The sequence below is a fragment of the Serratia sp. KG1D genome (genome assembly GCF_037150675.1).
GTDB lineage: Bacteria > Pseudomonadota > Gammaproteobacteria > Enterobacterales > Enterobacteriaceae > Serratia > Serratia nematodiphila.
In genome coordinates, this window is record NZ_JBAGIH010000005.1 from 87,514 (window position 1) to 107,763 (window position 20,250).

At 58.2% G+C, this 20,250-nt stretch carries 16 protein-coding genes and 4 tRNA genes; 2 read left to right on the forward strand and 18 right to left on the reverse strand.

Annotated features, from left to right (window positions below):
- The first annotated feature begins 1 nt into the window (after nucleotide 1).
- Nucleotides 2-1,126: a uroporphyrinogen-III C-methyltransferase gene (gene hemX / locus WFM45_RS21205; RefSeq protein ID WP_336957185.1), complete on the forward strand. Its 1,125-nt coding sequence runs from the start codon at nucleotides 2-4 to the stop codon at nucleotides 1,124-1,126.
- A gap of 3 nt (nucleotides 1,127-1,129) precedes the next feature.
- Nucleotides 1,130-2,326: a protoheme IX biogenesis protein HemY gene (hemY, locus tag WFM45_RS21210; protein WP_033631483.1), complete on the forward strand. Its 1,197-nt coding sequence runs from the start codon at nucleotides 1,130-1,132 to the stop codon at nucleotides 2,324-2,326.
- A gap of 842 nt (nucleotides 2,327-3,168) precedes the next feature.
- Here the strand turns inward: hemY and WFM45_RS21215 are convergent.
- From WFM45_RS21215 to rho, 18 genes are all read right to left on the reverse strand, one after another.
- Nucleotides 3,169-3,245 (reverse strand) — tRNA-Pro (locus WFM45_RS21215).
- A 74-nt stretch (nucleotides 3,246-3,319) separates the two neighbouring features.
- Nucleotides 3,320-3,406 (reverse strand) — tRNA-Leu (locus WFM45_RS21220).
- Between the two features lie 42 nt (nucleotides 3,407-3,448).
- Nucleotides 3,449-3,524: transfer RNA gene (locus WFM45_RS21225), tRNA-His, on the reverse strand.
- A 63-nt stretch (nucleotides 3,525-3,587) separates the two neighbouring features.
- Nucleotides 3,588-3,664, reverse strand: a tRNA-Arg gene (locus WFM45_RS21230).
- Between the two features lie 135 nt (nucleotides 3,665-3,799).
- Entirely contained in the window at nucleotides 3,800-5,203 is a 1,404-nt protein-coding gene (gene thrP, locus WFM45_RS21235) for a bifunctional threonine/serine APC transporter ThrP (RefSeq protein WP_004934226.1), read from the reverse strand.
- Between the two features lie 365 nt (nucleotides 5,204-5,568).
- Nucleotides 5,569-6,309 carry a lipopolysaccharide N-acetylmannosaminouronosyltransferase gene (gene wecG / locus WFM45_RS21240; protein ID WP_048326574.1) on the reverse strand — a complete coding sequence of 247 codons (741 nt, stop codon included), beginning with the start codon at nucleotides 6,307-6,309 and terminating at the stop codon, nucleotides 5,569-5,571.
- A gap of 14 nt (nucleotides 6,310-6,323) precedes the next feature.
- A complete protein-coding gene (gene wzyE, locus WFM45_RS21245) occupies nucleotides 6,324-7,691 on the reverse strand; it encodes an ECA oligosaccharide polymerase (RefSeq protein ID WP_004934221.1) in 1,368 nt (455 codons plus the stop codon).
- Nucleotides 7,688-8,773: a TDP-N-acetylfucosamine:lipid II N-acetylfucosaminyltransferase gene (locus WFM45_RS21250; RefSeq protein WP_033631480.1), complete on the reverse strand. Its 1,086-nt coding sequence runs from the start codon at nucleotides 8,771-8,773 to the stop codon at nucleotides 7,688-7,690. The genes wzyE and WFM45_RS21250 overlap by 4 nt, the downstream gene beginning before the upstream one ends.
- Nucleotides 8,770-10,020 carry a lipid III flippase WzxE gene (gene wzxE, locus WFM45_RS21255; protein ID WP_336957192.1) on the reverse strand — a complete coding sequence of 417 codons (1,251 nt, stop codon included), beginning with the start codon at nucleotides 10,018-10,020 and terminating at the stop codon, nucleotides 8,770-8,772. Before wzxE ends, WFM45_RS21250 begins: the two co-directional genes overlap by 4 nt.
- A gap of 1 nt (nucleotide 10,021) precedes the next feature.
- The gene (gene rffA / locus WFM45_RS21260; RefSeq protein ID WP_048326565.1) at nucleotides 10,022-11,152 is read right to left on the reverse strand and encodes a dTDP-4-amino-4,6-dideoxygalactose transaminase; all 1,131 of its coding nucleotides are present in this window, start codon (nucleotides 11,150-11,152) and stop codon (nucleotides 10,022-10,024) included.
- Nucleotides 11,139-11,867: a dTDP-4-amino-4,6-dideoxy-D-galactose acyltransferase gene (gene rffC, locus WFM45_RS21265; RefSeq protein WP_048326564.1), complete on the reverse strand. Its 729-nt coding sequence runs from the start codon at nucleotides 11,865-11,867 to the stop codon at nucleotides 11,139-11,141. Before rffC ends, rffA begins: the two co-directional genes overlap by 14 nt.
- Entirely contained in the window at nucleotides 11,845-12,726 is an 882-nt protein-coding gene (gene rfbA / locus WFM45_RS21270; RefSeq protein ID WP_033631476.1) for a glucose-1-phosphate thymidylyltransferase RfbA, read from the reverse strand. The genes rffC and rfbA overlap by 23 nt, the downstream gene beginning before the upstream one ends.
- 48 nt (nucleotides 12,727-12,774) lie before the next feature.
- Complete coding sequence (rffG, locus tag WFM45_RS21275; protein WP_048326563.1) at nucleotides 12,775-13,842, reverse strand: dTDP-glucose 4,6-dehydratase; 1,068 nt, start codon at nucleotides 13,840-13,842, stop codon at nucleotides 12,775-12,777.
- On the reverse strand, nucleotides 13,839-15,101 hold the full coding sequence (wecC, locus tag WFM45_RS21280) for a UDP-N-acetyl-D-mannosamine dehydrogenase (RefSeq protein ID WP_015376252.1): 1,263 nt from the start codon (nucleotides 15,099-15,101) through the stop codon (nucleotides 13,839-13,841). Before wecC ends, rffG begins: the two co-directional genes overlap by 4 nt.
- Nucleotides 15,098-16,228 carry a non-hydrolyzing UDP-N-acetylglucosamine 2-epimerase gene (wecB, locus tag WFM45_RS21285; protein ID WP_004934198.1) on the reverse strand — a complete coding sequence of 377 codons (1,131 nt, stop codon included), beginning with the start codon at nucleotides 16,226-16,228 and terminating at the stop codon, nucleotides 15,098-15,100. The genes wecC and wecB overlap by 4 nt, the downstream gene beginning before the upstream one ends.
- A gap of 86 nt (nucleotides 16,229-16,314) precedes the next feature.
- A complete protein-coding gene (wzzE, locus tag WFM45_RS21290) occupies nucleotides 16,315-17,367 on the reverse strand; it encodes an ECA polysaccharide chain length modulation protein (protein WP_033631474.1) in 1,053 nt (350 codons plus the stop codon).
- Nucleotides 17,368-17,387: 20 nt separating this feature from the next.
- The gene (wecA, locus tag WFM45_RS21295) at nucleotides 17,388-18,485 is read right to left on the reverse strand and encodes a UDP-N-acetylglucosamine--undecaprenyl-phosphate N-acetylglucosaminephosphotransferase (protein WP_004934192.1); all 1,098 of its coding nucleotides are present in this window, start codon (nucleotides 18,483-18,485) and stop codon (nucleotides 17,388-17,390) included.
- A gap of 296 nt (nucleotides 18,486-18,781) precedes the next feature.
- Nucleotides 18,782-20,041: a transcription termination factor Rho gene (gene rho / locus WFM45_RS21300; protein ID WP_004934188.1), complete on the reverse strand. Its 1,260-nt coding sequence runs from the start codon at nucleotides 20,039-20,041 to the stop codon at nucleotides 18,782-18,784.
- Nucleotides 20,042-20,250 lie beyond the last annotated feature (209 nt).

A 20,250-nucleotide genomic window follows, 5' to 3' on the forward strand; every position in this document is an offset into this window, starting at 1 on the left:
TATGACGGAACAAAATACCCCATCCGCCCCGGTTGAAGAGCCAACCACCGCGGTTGAGAGCTCCCAGCAGCCAGCCGCTGCCAGCCGCAAAGGCAAGAACACCGGCCCGGTGCTCGGCGCGATCGCTATCGTGCTGGTCATCGCCCTCGGCGCGGGCGGCTATTACCACACGCACAAGCAGGCGCAACAGCTGATCGCCGCCAATCAGGCGCTGCAACAGCAGCTTGAAGGCGTAAAGCAGAGCCAACAGCAGGAAAGAAATGCGCTGGAAGGCCTGCTGCAGCAGCAGGGTAAAACCCTGGACGCCGCCGATCGCGAGCAGGCGAATCTGGCGCGCCAACTGAGCGAGCTGCAGGAAAAAGTGGCGACCATCTCCGGCAGCGACGCCAAAACCTGGCTGCTGGCGCAGGCCGATTTCCTGGTGAAAATGGCCGGCCGCAAGCTGTGGAGCGATCAAGACGTGACCAGCGCCGCCGCGCTGCTGAAAAGCGCCGACGCCAGCCTGGCGGACATGAACGATCCGAGCCTGCTCGACGTGCGCCGCGCCATTACCGAAGACATCAGCACACTTTCCACGCTGACCCAGGTCGATTACGACGGCATCATCCTCAAGGTCAATCAGCTGTCCAATCAGGTGGATAACCTGCGCCTGGCGGACAACGACACCGACGAAGCGCCGATGGATCAAAACAGCAGCGAGCTCTCCGGCTCGATCGGCGAATGGCGGCAGAACCTGGCCAAGAGCTGGCGCAATTTCATGGCCGACTTCATCACCATCCGCCGCCGCGACACCAGCGCCGAACCGCTGCTGGCGCCGAACCAGGACATCTACCTGCGCGAGAACATCCGTTCGCGCCTGCTGGTGGCCGCACAGGCCATCGCGCGCCATCAGAACGAGACCTACAAGCAGTCGCTGGAAACCGTCTCCACCTGGGTGCGCGCCTATTTCGACACCACCGACCCGGCGACCAAGGCCTTCCTGGAAGAGCTGGACAACCTGAGCCAACAGTCGATCTCGATGGATGTGCCGGATCAGCTGAAGAGCCAGCCGCTGCTGGAAAAAGTGATGCAGACCCGGGTGCGCAACCTGATGACCCAGTCCCCTGCCGCTCACCAGGAGGGTTAAGCCATGTTACGCGTGCTATTTCTGTTCCTGGTGGTGATCGCCAGCGTGGTGCTCGGGCCGATGTTGGCCGGGCATCAGGGCTATGTGCTGATCCAGACCGATAACTACAATATTGAAACCAGTGTCACCGGCCTGGTGATCATGCTGGTGCTGCTGTTCGTGGTGCTGCTGGCGATCGAGTGGATCCTGCGCCGCATCTTCCGTACCGGCGCCCGCACGCGCGGTTGGTTTATCGGCCGCAAGCGCACCCGCGCGCGCCAGCAAACCAAAGCCGCGCTGATCAAACTGGCGGAAGGCGACTACAAGCAGGTTGAAAAGCTGATGACGCGCAACGCCGCCCACGCCGAACAGCCGGTGGTGAACTACCTGCTGGCCGCCGAGGCCGCACAACAACGCGGCGATGACTTCCGTACCAACCAATATCTGGAGCGCGCCGCTGAAGCCGCCGATACCGATCAGCTGCCGGTGGATATCACCCGGGTTCGCATCCAGCTGGCGCAGGGCGAGAACCATGCCGCGCGCCACGGCGTCGATCGCCTGCTGAACCAGGCGCCGCGCCATCCGGAAGTGTTGCGCCTGGCGGAACAAGCCTATCTGCGCACCGGCGCCTACGCGTCGCTGCTGGAAGTGCTGCCGTCGATGCGTAAAATCGAGCTGCACAGTGAAGAGCAGCTGCAGGCATTGCAGCAACAGGCTTATATCGGGCTGATGAATCAGGCGATGGCGGACGAAGGCAGCGAAGGCCTGAAGCGCTGGTGGAAAGATCAGAGCCGCAAGACGCGTCACGAAGTGCCGCTGCAAATCGCGATGGTGGAGCACCTGATCGAATGCAACGACCACGAACTGGCGCAGGAGATTGTGCTCGACAGCCTGAAGCGCCAATATGACGAGCGCCTGGTGCTGTTGCTGCCGCGGCTGAAGTCCGGCAACCCCGAGCAGTTGGAAAAAGCGCTGCGTCAGCAGATGAAGCAACACGGCGCGACGCCGCTGCTGAACAGCACGCTGGGGCAACTGCTGATGAAGCATGGCGAGTGGCAGCAAGCGGCCGACGCCTTCCGCGAAGCGTTGAAACAGCGCCCGGATGCTTACGACTACGCCTGGTTGGCCGATACGCTGGAAAAACTGCATCGTTCGGATGAAGCGGCGCAGATGCGACGTGAGGGACTGATGTTGACGCTGAAACAGAACGGCGGCGAATAATGCCCTGCCCAAGTGAGAAAAGCGCGGCTCCGATGCCGCGCTTTTTTTTGCCCAGGGTTTTCTGTGGCGCAAAAAAAAACACTTGCCGTATGGCAAGTGTATAAAGAAGCAATCAGGTCTAGGACAACAGGGGCGGTGCCTCACTCAACGTTTTGCCCTGAGCGTGATGACGGGTTAGTCATCGTTCTCGTGGGCGATAGGCACCCTAAATCGGCTCTGCGTCATTCCCAGGGTTTATGAAGCCGAAGGCGAACATAAGAGGTGGAATGAGCATCTACGCTATAGGTATTGCATTTGACGTGCCAACTTTCAGATCCAGGAAAGTCGCCATAAAAAATAGCATTCAATTTATTGAAAATATTGAATTTTTACTTACCCTCTAACTTTCTCTCAGCATGCCGTCCCCTGTCGTTCTTTACCCACGGCCGATCTGATGCTGTCGCCGCAAAACGACGACTTAAACCAAAGCCACTTTTAATGTTTAAAATCAATGGATTATTTGTCTCAAACTGGCGACAACTTCAAACCACATTGTCGCTGAAAACCTACACACGTGCCGGTTGAGACAAAATGCCAATGTTCAGATACGCAAAAACCCGTGTAATGCTGCACGGGTTGGTCGCTATGCGTTTCGTCGCAGCGGGAAGGACTTAACCTCATAAACGGCGGACGTAAAAAAACCGACTTACGTCGGTTTCTTTGAAAATGGTCAGCGAGAGAAAGATTACGCGCCCTGCGGGCCGTTGCTAAAGCAACGTCCTCTCGAACCTCCTGCGGAGGTGCTCATCCCCATAAACTGCAGACGAAAAAAAACCTGCTTTAAAAAGCAGGTTTTTCGAATGTGGTCGGCGAGAGAGGATTCGAACCTCCGACCCACTGGTCCCAAACCAGTTGCGCTACCAAGCTGCGCTACTCGCCGATTTGTGTTGCTCATACTACCCGATTTATCAGACCGTTGTCCATATAAATCTTATATTTATCAGATATTTTGCGTGGTGCGAAGAGAGGGACTTGAACCCTCACGTCCGTAAGAACACTAACACCTGAAGCTAGCGCGTCTACCAATTCCGCCACCTTCGCACTGTCACAAAATACTGCTAAATCTTCACTTCGCTTAGGAAGTGGGGTGGCTAATGGGACTCGAACCCACGACAACTGGAATCACAATCCAGGGCTCTACCAACTGAGCTATAGCCACCATTACTACTTCTTCTTACTCACGCGGTAATATTACCACCGCAGCTCCTGCGCACAAACTTAATGGCGCGCCCGACAGGATTCGAACCTGAGACCTCTGCCTCCGGAGGGCAGCGCTCTATCCAGCTGAGCTACGGGCGCGTAGCGCCGTTGCGGGAGGGGATACTACGGATTTACGCCAATCCTGTCTAGTGCTTTTTCGCAGAAATGTTGCGTTTGATTACGCTTTGCTCACTCCTGCGCAGGAAAGCGCACTCCGTAGCCCCTTTTCACCGTTTATTGCCGTGTTTCTACCCTATTTTCAGCCGGATGATGTTTCTTATGCATGCCGAAAGCGAAGTAGCACAGGCTGACGCCCGCTAAGAAAATCGCCCCGACCAGCAGGGAAATCCGCGTATCCGGGTTGATTCCCATGCCGACCAGCACGCAAACCAGAAAAGCGATGGTCAGATAGTTCACATACGGGAACATGATCGACTTAAAGCTGTGGTTTTTGATCGCTTCCTTATGGGCGCGGCGGAAATAGAGCTGGCTTATCAGCACCACGAACCACGGCACCATGCCCGGCAGCACGCTGGCGCTGTAGACATAGACGAACACCTGCTCCGGATTCGGGATAATGTAGTTCAGCGCAGATCCCACCAGCAGGCAGCCGATGGTGACGGCGATGCAATTCACCGGCACGCCGCTGGCGGAAAGCTTGGTCAACGCCGCCGGCAGTTGGCGATTCTTGGCCAGGGCGTACAGCATGCGGCCGCCGCTGTACATGCCGCTGTTGCAACCGGAGAGCGCGGCGGTCAAGACCACGAAGTTGATGATGCCGGCGGCGGCAACGATGCCGATCTTGGCGAAGGTCAGCACGAACGGGCTGCCGGTAGTGCCGATGCCGTTCCAAGGGAAAATGGTGACGATGACGAAGATCGCGCCAACATAGAAGATCAGGATGCGCCACAGGATATTGTTGATCGCGCGTTTCAGCGTCACCTGCGGGTTCTTGGCTTCCCCGGCGGTGATGCCCACCAGTTCAACCCCCTGATAGGACGCCACCACGATGCACAGCGCAAACAAGAAGCCTTTCCAGCCGCCGGCAAAGAAACCGCCGTGCGCCGTCAAATTGGCGAAACCGATAGGTTCACCGCCGTTGCCGAAGCCGAAGAAGATCACCCCCAGCCCCACCAGAATCATCACGATGATGGTGGTGACCTTGATCATGGCGAACCAGAACTCCAGCTCCCCATACAGGCGCACCGCCGCCAGGTTGGCCAGCGCCACCATCGCCACGGCAATCAGCGCCGGCACCCACTGCGGTATTTCCGGGAACCAGAACTGCACATACACCCCGATGGCGGTGATCTCAGAAATGCCGACGGCAATCCACATAAACCAGTAGCCCCAGGCGGTCAGATAACCGAAGTAGGGATTCATGTACTTATGCGCGTAAACGGCAAACGACCCGGCGACCGGCTCAAGGAACAGCATTTCTCCCATCGAACGCATAATGAAGAATACGAACAGCCCGGCGATGATGTAAGCCAGCAGCACCGATGGCCCCGCCCACTTCAGCGTACTGGCCGAGCCCATAAACAGGCCGACGCCGATGGTGCCCCCCAGAGCGATAAGCTCGATGTGCCGGGCCTCAAGACCCCGGTGTAGCCCTTGCGGTTTCTCTTTGTGTGCCATAAATCCTCAATAATTTTTCTCGGGTTGTGTTTGCCTGCCGGCCGCTGCCGGTCGTTATTGTCATTATTAAAAGAATAAATCATCCCCTGCCGATCGGACTGGCATCAACGGGTAGTCGGAGCGAAGTTACCGTGAGAAGGACATCGTTCAGCGCTGTCGCATCAGGCTTCAGCGGCCAGGGATAATTTCCGGGCGGTATCGTTTCGCATTTCGCCGCTATAAGCAAACCGCAATTTAAAACTTTATGGAATAAATGCGGCGGCGTTTAGGGCCGAGGGTTATAGATATGCGGGAGAAACGCGCAAAAGCAGATTATTGGTACAGCAGTCCGGAGCGGAACAGCACTTTCCACCCCGGATGAGAGGTTACATCTTGCCGCTGTAGTAGTAGCCGACAAACTTCAACAGCTTCAACTGCCGGCCGATGCGGCTGGGTTGGCTGAGCAGGCGGTAGAGCCATTCCAGACCAAGGTTCTGCCACACCTTGGGCGCACGCTTCACATGCCCGGTAAAAACGTCGTAGGTGCCGCCCACGCCCATATACAGCGCCTGCGGATGCACCTTGCGGCAGTCGCGCATCAGGATCTCCTGCTTCGGCGATCCCATCGCCACCGTCACGATAGCGGCGCCGCTGGCACGAATACGCTCGAACAGCGCCTCTCGCTGATCCGGTTTGAAATAGCCGTCCTGGCTGCCCACCAGGTTGACATTCCACTGGCTGCGCAGCTTCTGCTCGGTTTCCGCCAAGACTTCCGGCTTGCCGCCGACCAAGAAGACCGGCGTGCCTTCGCGGCCGGCGCGCTGCATCAACGCTTCCCACAGATCGGCGCCCGCGACGCGCGACACATCCGCCGCCGGGTATTTGCGGCGAATCGAGCGCACCATGCTGATGCCGTCGGCGTACTTGTACTCCGCTTCATCCAGCAACGCATGCAGCGCCGGGTCCTCTTCCGCCTTCAGGATCTTTTCCGCATTCATCGCCACCAGCGTGCCCTGTTTGACCCGGCCGACGTCGAACAGAAAGTCCATGCAATGCGCCATATCGCGAAAGCCCCACAGGCTGAAACCGCGCAGCTCATACTGCGGCACCGAAATCTTTGTTTCCATCGTTCTCATTACCCTTACAAAAGACCGTTGGCCCGAGGCGGAGACGCCAGCGCGCGGGCACGCGTCACTCTGGCCTTGATCAGCCCGGCGGTATCGAACAGCCAATACAGCAACTTCGCCAGCACCAGACAGGCGCCGAAAATAATGCAGAAGAACACCACGCGCGACACGAATGAGTCCACCCCTTCACGCGCCAACACGATCATGTTGAACACCGCGCCGAAGCAGAACCCCTGCAGAATGGCCGCCTTATAACGGTTCGGCTCTGTTTTGCCCAGCTCATACAGCCAGTCGAACCACTTGATGATCATGCCCACCAGAATCGCGCCGAGCGGGATAAACAGTGCGCCGCCCATCACCACCAGCGAACCGATCAGCGTCGGCGAAATCGCCAGCCCGGAGTGGTTGTTCAGCACTTCCCAGGTGAAATAGTTGGCCGAGTTCAGCACCACGTCCGGCCGGCCCGGCCATAGCCAGGTTGGGATAAAGACGTAGAAATCACGCAAGATCGGCGCCAGACCCTGGAAATCGATCTTGTCGTAATTTTGCAGCAGCAGCGCCAGGTTTTCCCACGGCGAGAAGGTATCGCGGGTCAGGTAGAGGAAGGTATAAAACGCTTCCGCGCCGCTGACGTCCAGGCTATAGCGCTTCAACGCCAGCCAGAACATGCCGACCACGCCGAATATGCCCGCCGCCGCCAGCATCCACAGCGTGATCCAGCCGCGCACGATGCCGATAAACAGGAACAACGCGAAAGCGATGATGATATTGGCACGGGTGCCGCCGACGATCACGTAGGTCAGAATACCGAACGCCACCGTCGCCACCAGGAACAAAAACCAGGCACGCAGATCCTGCCGCAGGAAATAGACCACCAGCATCGCCGGAATGAAGAAGTAGAAGAACCGCTTGAGCGCCACGCCGGACACGTCGCTGGAGAAGATCTGACTGTAGGAATTGAGCTTGAACAGCAGGAAGCCGTTCTGCATGAAGAAGATCCCAACGGTACCGATCGCCACCAGCGCCAGCAGCACCCAGGTCATATGAGTCTCTACCCGGTTCATGGTAAACAGCGCCGCGCGCGGCTGAGTGCGGCGCTTGCGCAGCCGGGTCTTGTAGGTGACGTAATAGATGGCGTAAAACGCCGTCGCCGACAGCAGGGCGTACAGCAGAAACTCCACCGGCACCACCTCGACGTCAAACTGAAACACCAGCAGGCAGGTTAACGGGAAGCCGAAATAGAACGTCAGCAAATACAGCAGCGAGAAGAAGACGTTGAAGTTAAAACGCACGCGCCGAAACTCCTGGTAGGTCAGCGTCAGGATAAACGTCAGGCTGACCAGATAGACGACAAACAGGCCGCCGAATTGCGCCAACGTCATGAGTGCTCTCCCGCCGCCAACGCCAGGGCTTGCTGCCAGCCGTCAACATAGTTCGGATTGAAGAAGGCGATCGTCTGTTTATCCACCGCCGCCAGCTGACGCTGCGCTTCGCGCACCACCGCCTCGTCCAGCGAATCGCCGTAGAACAGCACCGGCAGGTGCTGTTCCGCCAAATCCTGCCAGAACGGGTTCTGCCGGCTGAGCACAAAAGGCACGCCGAACTGAATCAGTAGGCACAGGGTGCCAATCCCCTGCTGGCGATTGAAAATGAAATAGCCCAGATCGCAGGCGCGCAGGATGTTGAGGTAGTCCTCAAACGCTACCTGCTGCGTGAGCAGCTGCAGGTTTTTCTCGCCGAACAGCGGCAACCCGGCGGCGCGCACCTGCTCGATGTAAGCATCGTTGTTGGCCGGATAACCCATCGGCAGGATCACGCGCACGTCGGCGCCGAACTGCTGATGTATCGCCTGCAGCGCTTCGATATGCCGGTTGCTGCGATCGCCGGAGTTGCCCACCAGAATCGTCATCGGTCCGGCCAGGTTTTTCTCGACGTGAACGTCGGTCAGCGCCGGATCCATGCGGGTCGGGAAGTACAGCAGCGAGGCCGGCACCCGCGCATGGCGCTGCTGGTAGTGAATCACGTCGCCGCGAGTGGCAAACACATTCCCTACCCGCCCCTGCGCAATGCGGCGCAGCAGATAGAACAGCCGGAATTTCCAGCTGGTGGCGTCCTCATACAGATCGGCGCCCCAAATATGCCAACTGACCTGACGCGCCTTGATCTTGCCGCTCAGCAGCGCCAGCCATAACCCCGGGTTGAACTGACCGTGCAGGAAGAAGCGCGCATCGCGATCGGCCTGGGCGCGCGCGATCACCGCCGCAGCCAGGCTTTTCTTGTCCGCGTAGGGCTCAATGTTCAGGGCGGGGAAATCTCCCAATGCCGCCACATCCTTGGCCGCCACCATAAAATGCCGCGTCTGCTCAGCCGGCAGACGCGGCGCCAGCACGTCATTGAAGAAGCGCAGCACCGTCTGGTTATGATGCGGGATATCGGATCCCAGAACGTGAATCAGTGTGGTCATACTCGTCTACGATAGATAAGAAACACGCAGCTACAGAGCGTGAAATACACGATGTAGGTTGCCATATAGGCCTGAGCCGCCCCCAGCGCGCCGTGCAGCGGGATCAGCCAGTGTGAGAACAGCGTCAGCAGCAGAAACTGGCTGACTTCCGTCAGGATATAAAAGCGCAGCGACGCTTTGGCGATCACCAAATAGCCGAACACATAGGCCCCGACTTTCAGCACGTCGCCCACCAGTTGCCAGGCAAACAGATCGCGCATGACGACGAACTTGTCCGAGAACAGCAGCCAGATGGCGAAATCACGCAGCAACCACACCGTAAAGCTCGCCGCCGCTACCGCCGGCAGCACGAATTTCAGCGAGCGCACGATCTCCCGCGAGATGGCGCCCTTGTCCGTCAACCGCGACAGCGTCGGCAGCAGATAGACGGTAAACGAGGCGGTGATGAACTGCAGATAGGCATCGGAAATGCTGCTGACGCCCTGCCAAATCCCCACCTCATCCCAGCCGTAATGCGCGGCCAGCAGGTTACGCATCATCACGTAAGCCACCGGCAACGTCACCGAGGTGATCAACGCCATGAGGGTGAATTTGCCGAGGTTGCCGGCCACGAGTTTGTCCCAACGCGGCGCCAGATAGCGCAGCGGCAGCGTTTTGCGCCGCCACAGCATCAGCCCGGCCGGCAACACCACCAACGCCGGCACCAGCGCCAGCCCCGCCAGCGCGCCTTCATAGCCCCCCAGCTTGAAGCACAGGTAATAAGCCACCACGCCAATCAGGCTGCCGCCGATCACCGCCAGCGCATTGCCCATCGCGTCGCGATAGCCTTTCAGCACCGCCATGAACAGGTTGGCGTAGGCGATGCCCATCTGAATGAAAGCGACGGCGCGCACCACATCGACGTAATCGGCATGCCCGAACAGCCCGATGCTGATCGGTTCGGCGGCGAACAAAAACACCAGCGCCAGCAAGGTCGAAAAACCCAGCACGATGCTCGACGCGGTGCCCACCGCCAGACGCAGACGCTGCGAGTCCTGGTGGTACTCCGCCACGTATTTGGTGATGCCGTTAAAAATGCCCGCGCCGGACAGCACGCCCAGCACGGTGATCAACTGGCGAAAGTTACCCGCCTGCCCCACGCCGCTGGGGCCAAACGCCACCGCCAGCAGTTTCACCACCAATAGTCCCACGCCAATTTTGATCAGCGTGGAGCCGGCGGTCCATATCGACGCTTTTGCCAACGACATATCAGGCGAAGAAGCTCAGGATGGTATTGATTACCGTACGTTGATTAGCATCGGACATATTGTAGAACAGCGGCAAACGCACCAGGCGCGCGCTTTCCTGGCTGGTATAGCGATCTTCACCGGCAAAGCGGCCAAACTGTTCGCCGGCCGGGCACGCATGCAGCGGGATATAGTGAAACACCGTCATGATCTCAGCTTCCTTCAGGTAGTCGATAAAGGCGGTGCGATCGTCGATATCACGCAGCTTGATATAGAACATGTGCGCATTGTGCTCGCAGTCCGCCGGCACAGTCGGCAACTCGATACGGCCGGCCTGCGCCAACGGCAGGAAGCTGTCGTAGTACTTCTGCCACAGAGCCAAACGGCGCTGGTTGATGCGTTCCGCCACTTCCAGCTGGCCCCACAGGTAGGCGGCCTGCAGGTCAGACATCAGATAGCTGGAACCGATGTCGCGCCAGGTATATTTGTCGACCTGGCCACGGAAGAACTGACTGCGGTTGGTGCCCTTCTCGCGGATGACTTCCGCCCGATCGATCAGGGCAGGATCGTTCACCAGCGTCGCGCCGCCTTCGCCGCCGGCGGTGTAGTTTTTGGTTTCATGGAAGCTGAAGCAGCCGATATGGCCGATGGTGCCCAATGCCTTGCCTTTGTAGGTCGACATCACGCCCTGCGCGGCGTCTTCCACCACGAAGAGGTTATATTTCTTCGCCAGCGCCATGATGGTATCCATCTCGCAGGCAACGCCAGCATAGTGCACCGGTACAATCGCGCGGGTTTTATCGGTGATCGCCGCTTCGATTTTGGTTTCGTCGATGTTCATGGTGTCCGGACGCAGGTCGACGAACACCACTTTAGCACCGCGCAGCACAAAGGCGTTGGCGGTGGAAACGAAGGTAAAGCTCGGCATGATCACTTCGTCACCCGGCTGGATATCCAGCAGGATGGCGGCCATTTCCAACGACGCGGTGCAGGAAGGCGTCAACAGCACTTTCGCGCTGCCGAAACGCTGTTCCATCCACTGCTGGCAGCGACGGGTAAAACCGCCGTCGCCGCACAACTTGCCGCTGCTCATCGCAGCCTGCATATATTCCAGTTCAGTGCCAACAACCGGTGGAGCGTTAAATGGAATCATGTCTACCTCTGTATAACCAGTACGCGGTGCTTTCAATCACGGCACCCTGTCGTTGATAGAGTCGTAATGCGGCGATATTGCCTACCTGGGTCGCAACCCGCAGGCGTTGCATCCCCTGCCGCCGACATTCGGCCAGCGCCGCCGCCATCAGTCTGGAGCCAATGCCCCGGCCTGATGCGCCGGGGTAGGCCGCCAGCAAGCCGATACGCATTTCCTGGCCGCCAATGTCGCGCAGGCTGACAAAGCCTTCAGGTTGCCCCTGGTTACCCAATACCAGCAAGCATTGATGATCGAAGGTGCCCAGCACCGCTTTTTCGATCCAGGCCGCATAGAATCGCCCGCTATCGGTGCGCTCGTACCACGGTGCGCGAAATCGGCTGGCGGCGAACACGTCACCGGCGGCAGCCCGCAACGACGGGATGTCCTCAGGCACGGCCATGCGCACCCCGGCCGCAGCGGTATCGACCGTCTCGCGTCCAGTTGCAATGTTCACGGCCAGATCCACTTCGCCTTCGACCAGCTGGAAGCCCAGCGCCGACAGTGCATCGGCCCACTCCAATCGGTAAGCGGGAATTTTAGCCTGCACCAACGCATAAGCGTCCAAATCAGCGTGGCTGACGGGGGCCGCAGAGTCATCGAAATGCAACTTGGCGCTTTTCAATTGGAAGAAGTCGCTCTCCCAATTCAGCGGTTCAATACTGGCGTGGACGCGCATGCAATAAATCCAGTAAGTATTTGCCGTAACCTGTTTTGGCCAGCGTCTGAGCCGCGCGTTTCACGCCCTCATCATCCAGCCAGCCATTGCGCCAGGCGATCTCTTCAAGACAGGCGATTTTAAAGCCCTGACGTTTCTCGACCGTTTGCACGAAGCTACTGGCTTCCAGCAGGCTGTCGTGAGTCCCGGTGTCCAGCCAGGCAAAACCGCGCCCCAGCAGCTCGACGGTCAGCTCGCCACGCTCCAGATACATCTGGTTGATGCTGGTGATCTCCAATTCTCCCCGAGCTGACGGCTTGATCTGCTTGGCGAACTCCACCACCTGAGCATCATAAAAATATAATCCGGTCACCGCCCAATTGGACTTCGGTTTAACCGGCTTTTCTTCGATCGACAGCGCGCGGAAGTGGTCGTCAAACTCCACCACGCCGAAACGCTCGGGATCCATCACCTGATAGCCAAATACAGTGGCACCGGCGGTGCGCGCCGCAACGCTTCTCAGCTTGGGGCTGAACCCCTGACCAAAGTAAATATTATCGCCCAACACCAGGCAACTCGGCTCACCGGCCAAGAATTCTTCGCCAATCAGAAATGCCTGAGCCAGGCCATCGGGGTTAGGCTGCTCGGCATAACTGAGATTGACGCCAAACGCTTCGCCGCTGCCCAACAGACGCTTGAAAGAAGGCAGATCTTCCGGGGTGGAGATGATCAAAATGTCGCGGATCCCCGCCAACATCAGTACCGACAGCGGGTAATAGATCATCGGCTTGTCATAAATCGGCAGCAGTTGCTTGGACACGCCGCGCGTGATCGGATGCAGACGCGTACCGGAACCGCCAGCCAGCACAATACCTTTCATACTTACTCCAAAACCCGCCGCACCGCCGCAAAGCGACGCGGCGTTAAATTAATCTGACAACCCCAAACGCTCGCCGGCATAAGAACCGTCTTGCACCCGGCGCCACCAGGTTTCGTTAGCCAAATACCAGGCGACCGTCTTGCGAATGCCGCTTTCAAACGTTTCCTGCGGCCGCCAGCCCAACTCGCGATCGATTTTGCCGGCGTCGATGGCGTAACGCATATCGTGGCCTGGGCGATCCTTCACGTAAGTGATCAGATCGCGGTAGTGCGCCACGCCCTGCGGCTTGTTCGGCGCCAGTTCTTCCAGCAGATCGCAAATGGTCTGCACCACTTCAATATTCTTGCGTTCGTTATGGCCACCGATATTGTAGGTTTCGCCTACCACACCTTCGGTCACGACCTGATAAAGCGCGCGCGCGTGATCCTCGACATACAACCAGTCGCGCACCTGCGCGCCGTTGCCGTATACCGGCAGCGGTTTGCCGGCTAGCGCATTCAGGATCACCAACGGAATCAACTTCTCCGGGAAGTGATAAGGGCCGTAGTTGTTCGAACAGTTGGTCACGAGGGTCGGCAAACCGTAGGTGCGCAACCAGGCACGCACCAGATGATCGCTCGATGCCTTGGAGGCGGAATACGGACTGCTCGGCGCATATGGCGTGGTTTCGGTGAACAGATCGTCGGTGCCGTGCAGGTCGCCGTACACTTCGTCGGTGGAGATATGATGGAAACGGAAAGACTGCTTCTTCTCCGCCGCCAACGGCTGCCAGTAATGGCGCGCCGCTTCCAGCATCGTGTAAGTGCCAACCACGTTGGTCTCGATAAACGCCGCCGGGCCGTCGATAGAACGATCGACGTGGCTTTCCGCCGCCAGGTGCATCACCACGTCCGGCTGATAGCGGGCAAATACCCGATCCAGCTCGGCACGATCGCAGATGTCGACCTGCTCGAAAGCATAGCGCTCGCTGTCGGCCACCACCGCCAGCGACTCGAGGTTGCCGGCATAGGTCAGCTTATCCACTACCACCACGCTGTCGCCGGTGGCCTCGATGATGTGCCGCACCACTGCGGAACCAATGAAACCGGCGCCGCCGGTGACTAAGATACGCTTCAACGCCAGACTCCCTTGGTATCCACCACCCAGCTTTGCTTGATCTCTTCCGGCCGGATGGCCTTGAACTGTTGGTGATCGACCAACATCACAATCACATCGGCCTGCTGCAACGCCTCAGCGATTGGCGTCAACGTCACATGGCCCGCCAGCGACTTCGGCAACTGTTCGACGTTCGGTTCCACCGCCAGCGTTTCGCCGACGTGCCATTCGGCGATCAGGTGCGCCACTTCCACCGCCGGGCTTTCACGCAAATCGTCGATATTCGGTTTGAAGGCCAGGCCGAAGCAGGCGATTTTCACCTCGGACGCGCGCTTGTCGGTGGCGGCCAGGCAATCGGCCACCGCCGCTTTCACCCGGTCGACCACCCACAGCGGTTTGCCGTCGTTCACCAGGCGTGCGGTGTGGATCAGACGCGCCTGCTGCGGGTTTTGCGCCACGATAAACCACGGATCGACGGCGATGCAGTGACCGCCTACGCCCGGCCCCGGCTGCAGAATATTCACCCGCGGATGGCGGTTCGCCAGGCGGATCAGTTCCCAGACGTTGATCCCCTGTTCGGCGCAAATCAACGACAATTCGTTGGCAAAGGCGATATTCACGTCGCGGAAGCTGTTTTCCGTCAGCTTGCACATCTCGGCAGTGCGTGAGTTGGTGACTACGCATTCCCCCTCGAGGAAAATCTTGTACAGCGCGCTGGCTCGTTCCGAGCACTTCGGCGTCATGCCGCCGATCACGCGGTCGTTTTGAATCAGCTCGACCATCACCTGCCCCGGCAACACGCGCTCCGGACAGTAGGCGATATTCACGTCCGCCGCTTCGCCCGCTTGCTGCGGGAAGCTGAGATCGCTGCGCGCCTGCGCTAACCAGTCCGCCATTTGTTCAGTGGCGCCCACCGGCGAGGTGGACTCCAGGATCACCAGATCGCCTTTTTTCAGCACCGGCGCCAGCGATTTCGCCGCTGCTTCGACATAGGCCAGATCCGGCTCGTGATCGCCCTTGAACGGCGTAGGCACCGCGATCAGGAACGCATCGGCCGCCAGCGGTTTGGTCACCGCCCGCAGGAAACCGCCGTCGACGGCGTCCTTGACCACTTTGTCCAGATCCGGTTCGACGATATGGATCGCGCCGCGGTTAATGGTATCTACCGCATGTTGGTTAACATCTACGCCCACCACTTTTTTCTTGCGGGAAGCAAACGCCGCCGCCGTTGGCAAGCCGATATAACCCAGGCCGATAACCGAAATAGTGTCAAAACTCATAGTGTCACCTGATGATTCTTTAAAGCTTCGAGGATACGCTGACAGGCATGCCCGTCGCCGTATGGGTTATGCGCCCGGCTCATCGCGTGATATTCGCTTTCGTCCGTCAACAGCCGGGTCACCGCTTCAACAATTTTGGCCACATCGGTGCCGACCAGGCGCACCGTGCCTGCATCTACCGCCTCCGGGCGCTCGGTAGTGTCGCGCATCACCAGCACCGGCTTGCCTAACGAGGGCGCCTCTTCCTGAATGCCGCCGGAGTCAGTCAGGATCATGTAAGCGTGGGTCATCAAATAGACAAACGGCAAATAATCCTGCGGCTCGATCAGCATGACGTTGTCGATGCCTTTCAAAATGCGATTCACCGGCTCGCTGACATTCGGATTGAGATGCACCGGGTACACCACCTGCACTTCCGGGTGGCTGCGGGCGATCTCCGCCAGCGCACTGCAAATCCGCTCAAAACCGCCGCCAAAACTTTCCCGGCGATGGCCGGTGACCAGAATCAGTTTTTTGTCGGCATCGAGGAACGGGTAACGCTGCGCCAGGCTGGCGCGCAGCGCAGCATCGCTCATCACGCGATCGCGCACCCAGAACAGCGCGTCGATCACCGTATTGCCGGTCACAAAAATACGGTTGTCCGGCAGCAGCTCGCGCAGCAGGTTTTGGCGCGAGTTCTCGGTCGGCGCGAAGTGGTACATCGCCAGATGGCCGGTCAGTTTGCGGTTGGCCTCTTCCGGCCAGGGAGAATACAGATTGCCGGTACGCAGCCCGGCCTCGACATGCCCGACGGGGATGCGTTGATAGAACGCTGCCAGACTGGTCGCCAGCGTGGTGGTGGTATCGCCGTGCACCAGCACCACGTCCGGTTTGAAGTCTTCCAGCACTCCTTTCAGCCCTTCCAGGATGCGACAGGTGATTTCCGTTAGCCCCTGGCCGGGTTTCATGATGTTCAGGTCGTAATCCGGCGTGATCTCGAACAACCGCAATACCTGATCCAACATCTCACGATGCTGTGCCGTTACGCAGACTCTTGCTTCAAAGGCCTCATCCTGGGCCAGTGCATGTACCAGCGGTGCCATTTTAATGGCTTCAGGTCTGGTGCCGAAAACAGTCAACACTTTCACAGCGAATCTCTTTTGGTCGGTTAATCGCAGGCCCCGCCTGCGAATGGGGCGCTCACGCGCCCTGCATCAGATTATTATATTATTTTTTAACTACGCGGCCGACGCGCCAAGGCAACACCCGCGCCAACCAAAGCGCCCATCGCGCCCCACAGAATCAGCCAGAATACCCGGCGCGGGCTGTCGCGTTTTACCGGCTCTTCCGGCGTGCGCAAATAACGATAGGTCTGGAACTTCTCATCCAACGTCGGGCCAACGTTCAGCGTCGCCAACATTGCGCGATTCTGATCGTAATCCAGATCGTAGGTCGGGCCGGAGGCCTGCAGGCCTTCCAGACGCGCCTGCAGCATTGGCCGGCCCAGCAGGAACAGATCCGAATCCGGCAACTGTTCTGCCGGGGTGTCGGTTTGCGTGCGGCTGATCCCCTGGCTCTCGGCAATTTTCAACGCCTGCTGCGTGGTGTTCAGCTCGCGCTTGTAAACCGACTCCGCCACCGCTTCCTGACGCTTGACCTGCGCTTTCATCGAGGTAGTGCGAGCAGCCCACGCCCCCTGAATCTCTTCGTTCAGATGCAGAGCAGCGCGGTGGCTGGCGAAGGCCACGTATTGACGCAGCAGGCGGTTGGCGTCTGCGGCGGTTTCCGCCGTTAGCTTCACGCCATCGTTCGGGACTTTTTTGTCGTCGCGCGGCGTGAACAGAATGTTATTGATCAGCTCGTCGAGCAATGCCGCATCGGCGCGGGCATCCCCTTCCTGGCGCTGTTTGTAGTAATCGCTCTGCAGCCAGAAATCGCGACGCGTGTCGTAAGCCGCCAGCTGCATGATGAACTCATTGTACGCTTCATCCGCGATGCTCGGCTGATCGCCGGCCGTCGCCGGCAACGTGCGCACGTCCAGGTTGCGCAGGAACTGCTGCTGGGAATAGTAACCGCCCAGCGCATTCACCGTGGGTTTGTCGGTGATTGCGGTCGCGCTCCACTCTTGCTTAACCAGGTAAGAAACGATCAGCGCGACCGCCGCGAACAGCACCGCAATGCCGATAATCCACGGTTTGCCGCGCCACAGGGTGCAGCACAGGCCGCGGATATCGAGTTCGTTATCCACCGCCGGGGTATGCTTGTCAGACGTTGTTTCTGGATTCATCACAGCCAAAAAGCCTCTGGTTAAGATACTTGCTTGTTATCGCTCGAACGCCGCAGCCGGCGCTTGATACGCTTAATGTACCGCGCAACCCGCCAGGCGCGCTTGATGCAGTAACCGTACAGGAAGAAGGCAAGCAAGAATAATGCCAACATAACCCACTCAGGGATAAAAGTCAGGCGTTCGCCGATCACGCCCACCGCCGCCAGCAATGCGGCCGCCAGGGTGATCAACACGAAAGCCTGCCGCGGCGTAAAGCCGGCGCGCATGATCAGGTGGTGAATATGTTGACGATCGGGAGAGAAGGGGCTCATCCCCTTGCGTAAACGACGGTACATGATTGCTATCATGTCCATCAGCGGAATAGCGATGATCCACAGCGCGGTCACCGGGTTGATCGAGTGTGCCTTACCCTGCGAGCTTTGCAGCAGCAGCCAAATGGCGGTAAAGCCGATCAGGGTGCTGCCGGCGTCCCCCATAAACACCTTATAACGGCGGCCGAGGATGCCGAGGTTGAGCAAAATATAGGGAACGATGGTGGCGATCATCGCAAAGCACCAGAACGCCAGCTCATGATGGCCGCTCAGGTACAGCAGCAGGCCCAGCGCCCCGAAGGAAACGCACGACAGCCCACCCAGCAGGCCATCGATGCCGTCGACCATGTTGAAGGCGTTGATCGCCGCCCATACCGCGAACAGCGTCACCAGATAGCCGAACGGCCCCAGCAGCATCTCCCAGTCACCCAGCACATGGCCGAAGCTGCGCAGATACAGACCGGCGAACACCATCATCGCGATGCCGACCAGCGCCTGCACCAGGGCGCGAATTTTAACGCTGATGTCGAAACGATCGTCGAGCGCGCCCACAAACACCAGAATGCCGGCGCAGGTGAGATAAAGCTTGGCGTGTGCGATGGGTTGTTCAGAGATCCAAAACGCGAAGCACAACCCGGCATAAACGGAAATACCGCCGACCAGCGGAATCAACCCCTGATGGCGTTTGCGATAATTGGGTTTATCTACCAGACCAATACGTTTTGCCGCCTTGCGGGCAACAAAGAGAAAAGCCAAAGAAAACAGGAAAACAAATAGAATTTCAGTACTCATAGTGAGTAAGTTCACAGTTAACAGATCTCTGTAGAAGATAAGGCAGCTTACCACGGGCAATAGCTTGTGCCATCGGCCCCCGCCACCTTTCGGTCATTTCCTATGACAACGGTGATTCATGCCTATTTTCTTCGCATCGGCTGACAAAACGACAGCAGCAAAGCCGACCGGCACCGGGCCGACCGACAAACAAGATGAATTCTCAATAAGTCGAGGAAACAACTTACTTTTCCATTACTGCTACTTATCGTATCCGCCAAAAGCGAAAAACGCCACGACTAGGCGTGGCGTTCAGCGAATTTTTTAACGAATTATGAGCGTTTCATCATATCGAAGAATTCATCGTTGGTTTTAGTCATCGCCAACTTATTAATGAGGAACTCCATCGCGTCAATCTCACCCATCGGGTGAATGATTTTGCGCAGGATCCACATTTTCTGCAGCTCTTCGGAAGTGGTGAGCAGCTCTTCTTTACGGGTACCGGAGCGGTTGTAATCGATCGCAGGGAATACGCGTTTCTCGGCGATTTTACGCGCCAGATGCAATTCCATGTTGCCGGTACCTTTAAATTCTTCGTAGATCACTTCGTCCATCTTCGAACCGGTATCAACCAGCGCGGTCGCGATGATGGTCAGGCTGCCGCCCTCTTCCACGTTACGCGCCGCACCGAAGAAACGCTTCGGACGATGCAGGGCGTTGGCGTCCACACCACCGGTCAGCACCTTGCCAGAGGCCGGTACCACGGTGTTGTAGGCACGCGCCAGACGGGTGATGGAGTCGAGCAGAATGATCACGTCTTTCTTGTGCTCAACCAGGCGCTTGGCCTTCTCGATCACCATTTCGGCCACTTGCACGTGACGCGAAGCCGGCTCGTCGAAGGTCGAGGCGATCACTTCGCCTTTCACCAGGCGCTGCATCTCGGTCACTTCTTCCGGACGTTCGTCGATCAGCAGCACCATCAGCACGCAGTCTGGGTGGTTGTAGGCGATGCTCTGCGCGATATTCTGCAGCAGCATGGTTTTACCGGCTTTCGGCGGTGCCACGATCAGGCCACGCTGGCCGCGGCCAATAGGCGCCGCCAGATCCAGTACGCGCGCCGTCAGGTCTTCGGTCGAGCCGTTGCCGCGCTCCATCCGCAGACGGGAATTGGCGTGCAGCGGCGTCAAGTTCTCGAACAGGATCTTGCTGCGGGCGTTTTCCGGCTTGTCGTAGTTGACTTCGTTGACTTTCAACAGGGCAAAATAGCGCTCGCCTTCTTTTGGCGGACGAATCTTACCGGAAATGGTGTCACCAGTGCGGAGGTTGAAGCGGCGGATTTGGCTAGGGGATACGTAGATGTCGTCGGGACCGGCGAGGTAGGAACTGTCTCCAGAGCGGAGGAAACCGAATCCATCCTGCAATATCTCGAGCACGCCGTCGCCGAAGATATCTTCTCCGCTTTTCGCATGTTGCTTCAGAATGGAGAAGATAATGTCCTGCTTGCGCATGCGGGCAAGGTTTTCCAGCCCCATATTTTCGCCGAGAGTAATCAGCTCAGAAACCGGCGTATTCTTTAATTCGGTAAGATTCATAGTGGTGGGTTCTTAAACTCGGGGTATGTCTCGAACTTGTATCGTGAATGGTATGGCAGCGAAATGCGTGCCTGTTTACTGGACGTTCGATCACCGGGCGCAGAGCCGTCGCGGTAAGAAATGGCTTACATCGGGCGCACGCATTGACGGTTGAAGATCGAAGGTACCTTAAAAATGATTTTTGCAAAACCGTTTGATTGCCAAAACAC

Bases quoted from the DNA above. Each gene is read 5' to 3' on its own strand.
- wzxE (WP_336957192.1), bottom strand. From the start codon at position 10,020: ATGTCGTTGGCAAAAGCGTCGATATGGACCGCCGGCTCCACGCTGATC.
- wzyE (WP_004934221.1), bottom strand. From the start codon at position 7,691: ATGACGTTGGCGCAATTCGGCGGCCTGTTTGTCGTCTATCTGGTCAGC.
- rffA (WP_048326565.1), bottom strand. From the start codon at position 11,152: ATGATTCCATTTAACGCTCCACCGGTTGTTGGCACTGAACTGGAATAT.
- hemX (WP_336957185.1), top strand. From the start codon at position 2: ATGACGGAACAAAATACCCCATCCGCCCCGGTTGAAGAGCCAACCACC.
- WFM45_RS21250 (WP_033631480.1), bottom strand. From the start codon at position 8,773: ATGACCACACTGATTCACGTTCTGGGATCCGATATCCCGCATCATAAC.
- wzzE (WP_033631474.1), bottom strand. From the start codon at position 17,367: ATGAATCCAGAAACAACGTCTGACAAGCATACCCCGGCGGTGGATAAC.
- thrP (WP_004934226.1), bottom strand. From the start codon at position 5,203: ATGGCACACAAAGAGAAACCGCAAGGGCTACACCGGGGTCTTGAGGCC.
- rffC (WP_048326564.1), bottom strand. From the start codon at position 11,867: ATGCGCGTCCACGCCAGTATTGAACCGCTGAATTGGGAGAGCGACTTC.
- hemY (WP_033631483.1), top strand. From the start codon at position 1,130: ATGTTACGCGTGCTATTTCTGTTCCTGGTGGTGATCGCCAGCGTGGTG.
- rho (WP_004934188.1), bottom strand. From the start codon at position 20,041: ATGAATCTTACCGAATTAAAGAATACGCCGGTTTCTGAGCTGATTACT.
- wecC (WP_015376252.1), bottom strand. From the start codon at position 15,101: ATGAGTTTTGACACTATTTCGGTTATCGGCCTGGGTTATATCGGCTTG.
- wecG (WP_048326574.1), bottom strand. From the start codon at position 6,309: ATGGAAACAAAGATTTCGGTGCCGCAGTATGAGCTGCGCGGTTTCAGC.
- rfbA (WP_033631476.1), bottom strand. From the start codon at position 12,726: ATGAAAGGTATTGTGCTGGCTGGCGGTTCCGGTACGCGTCTGCATCCG.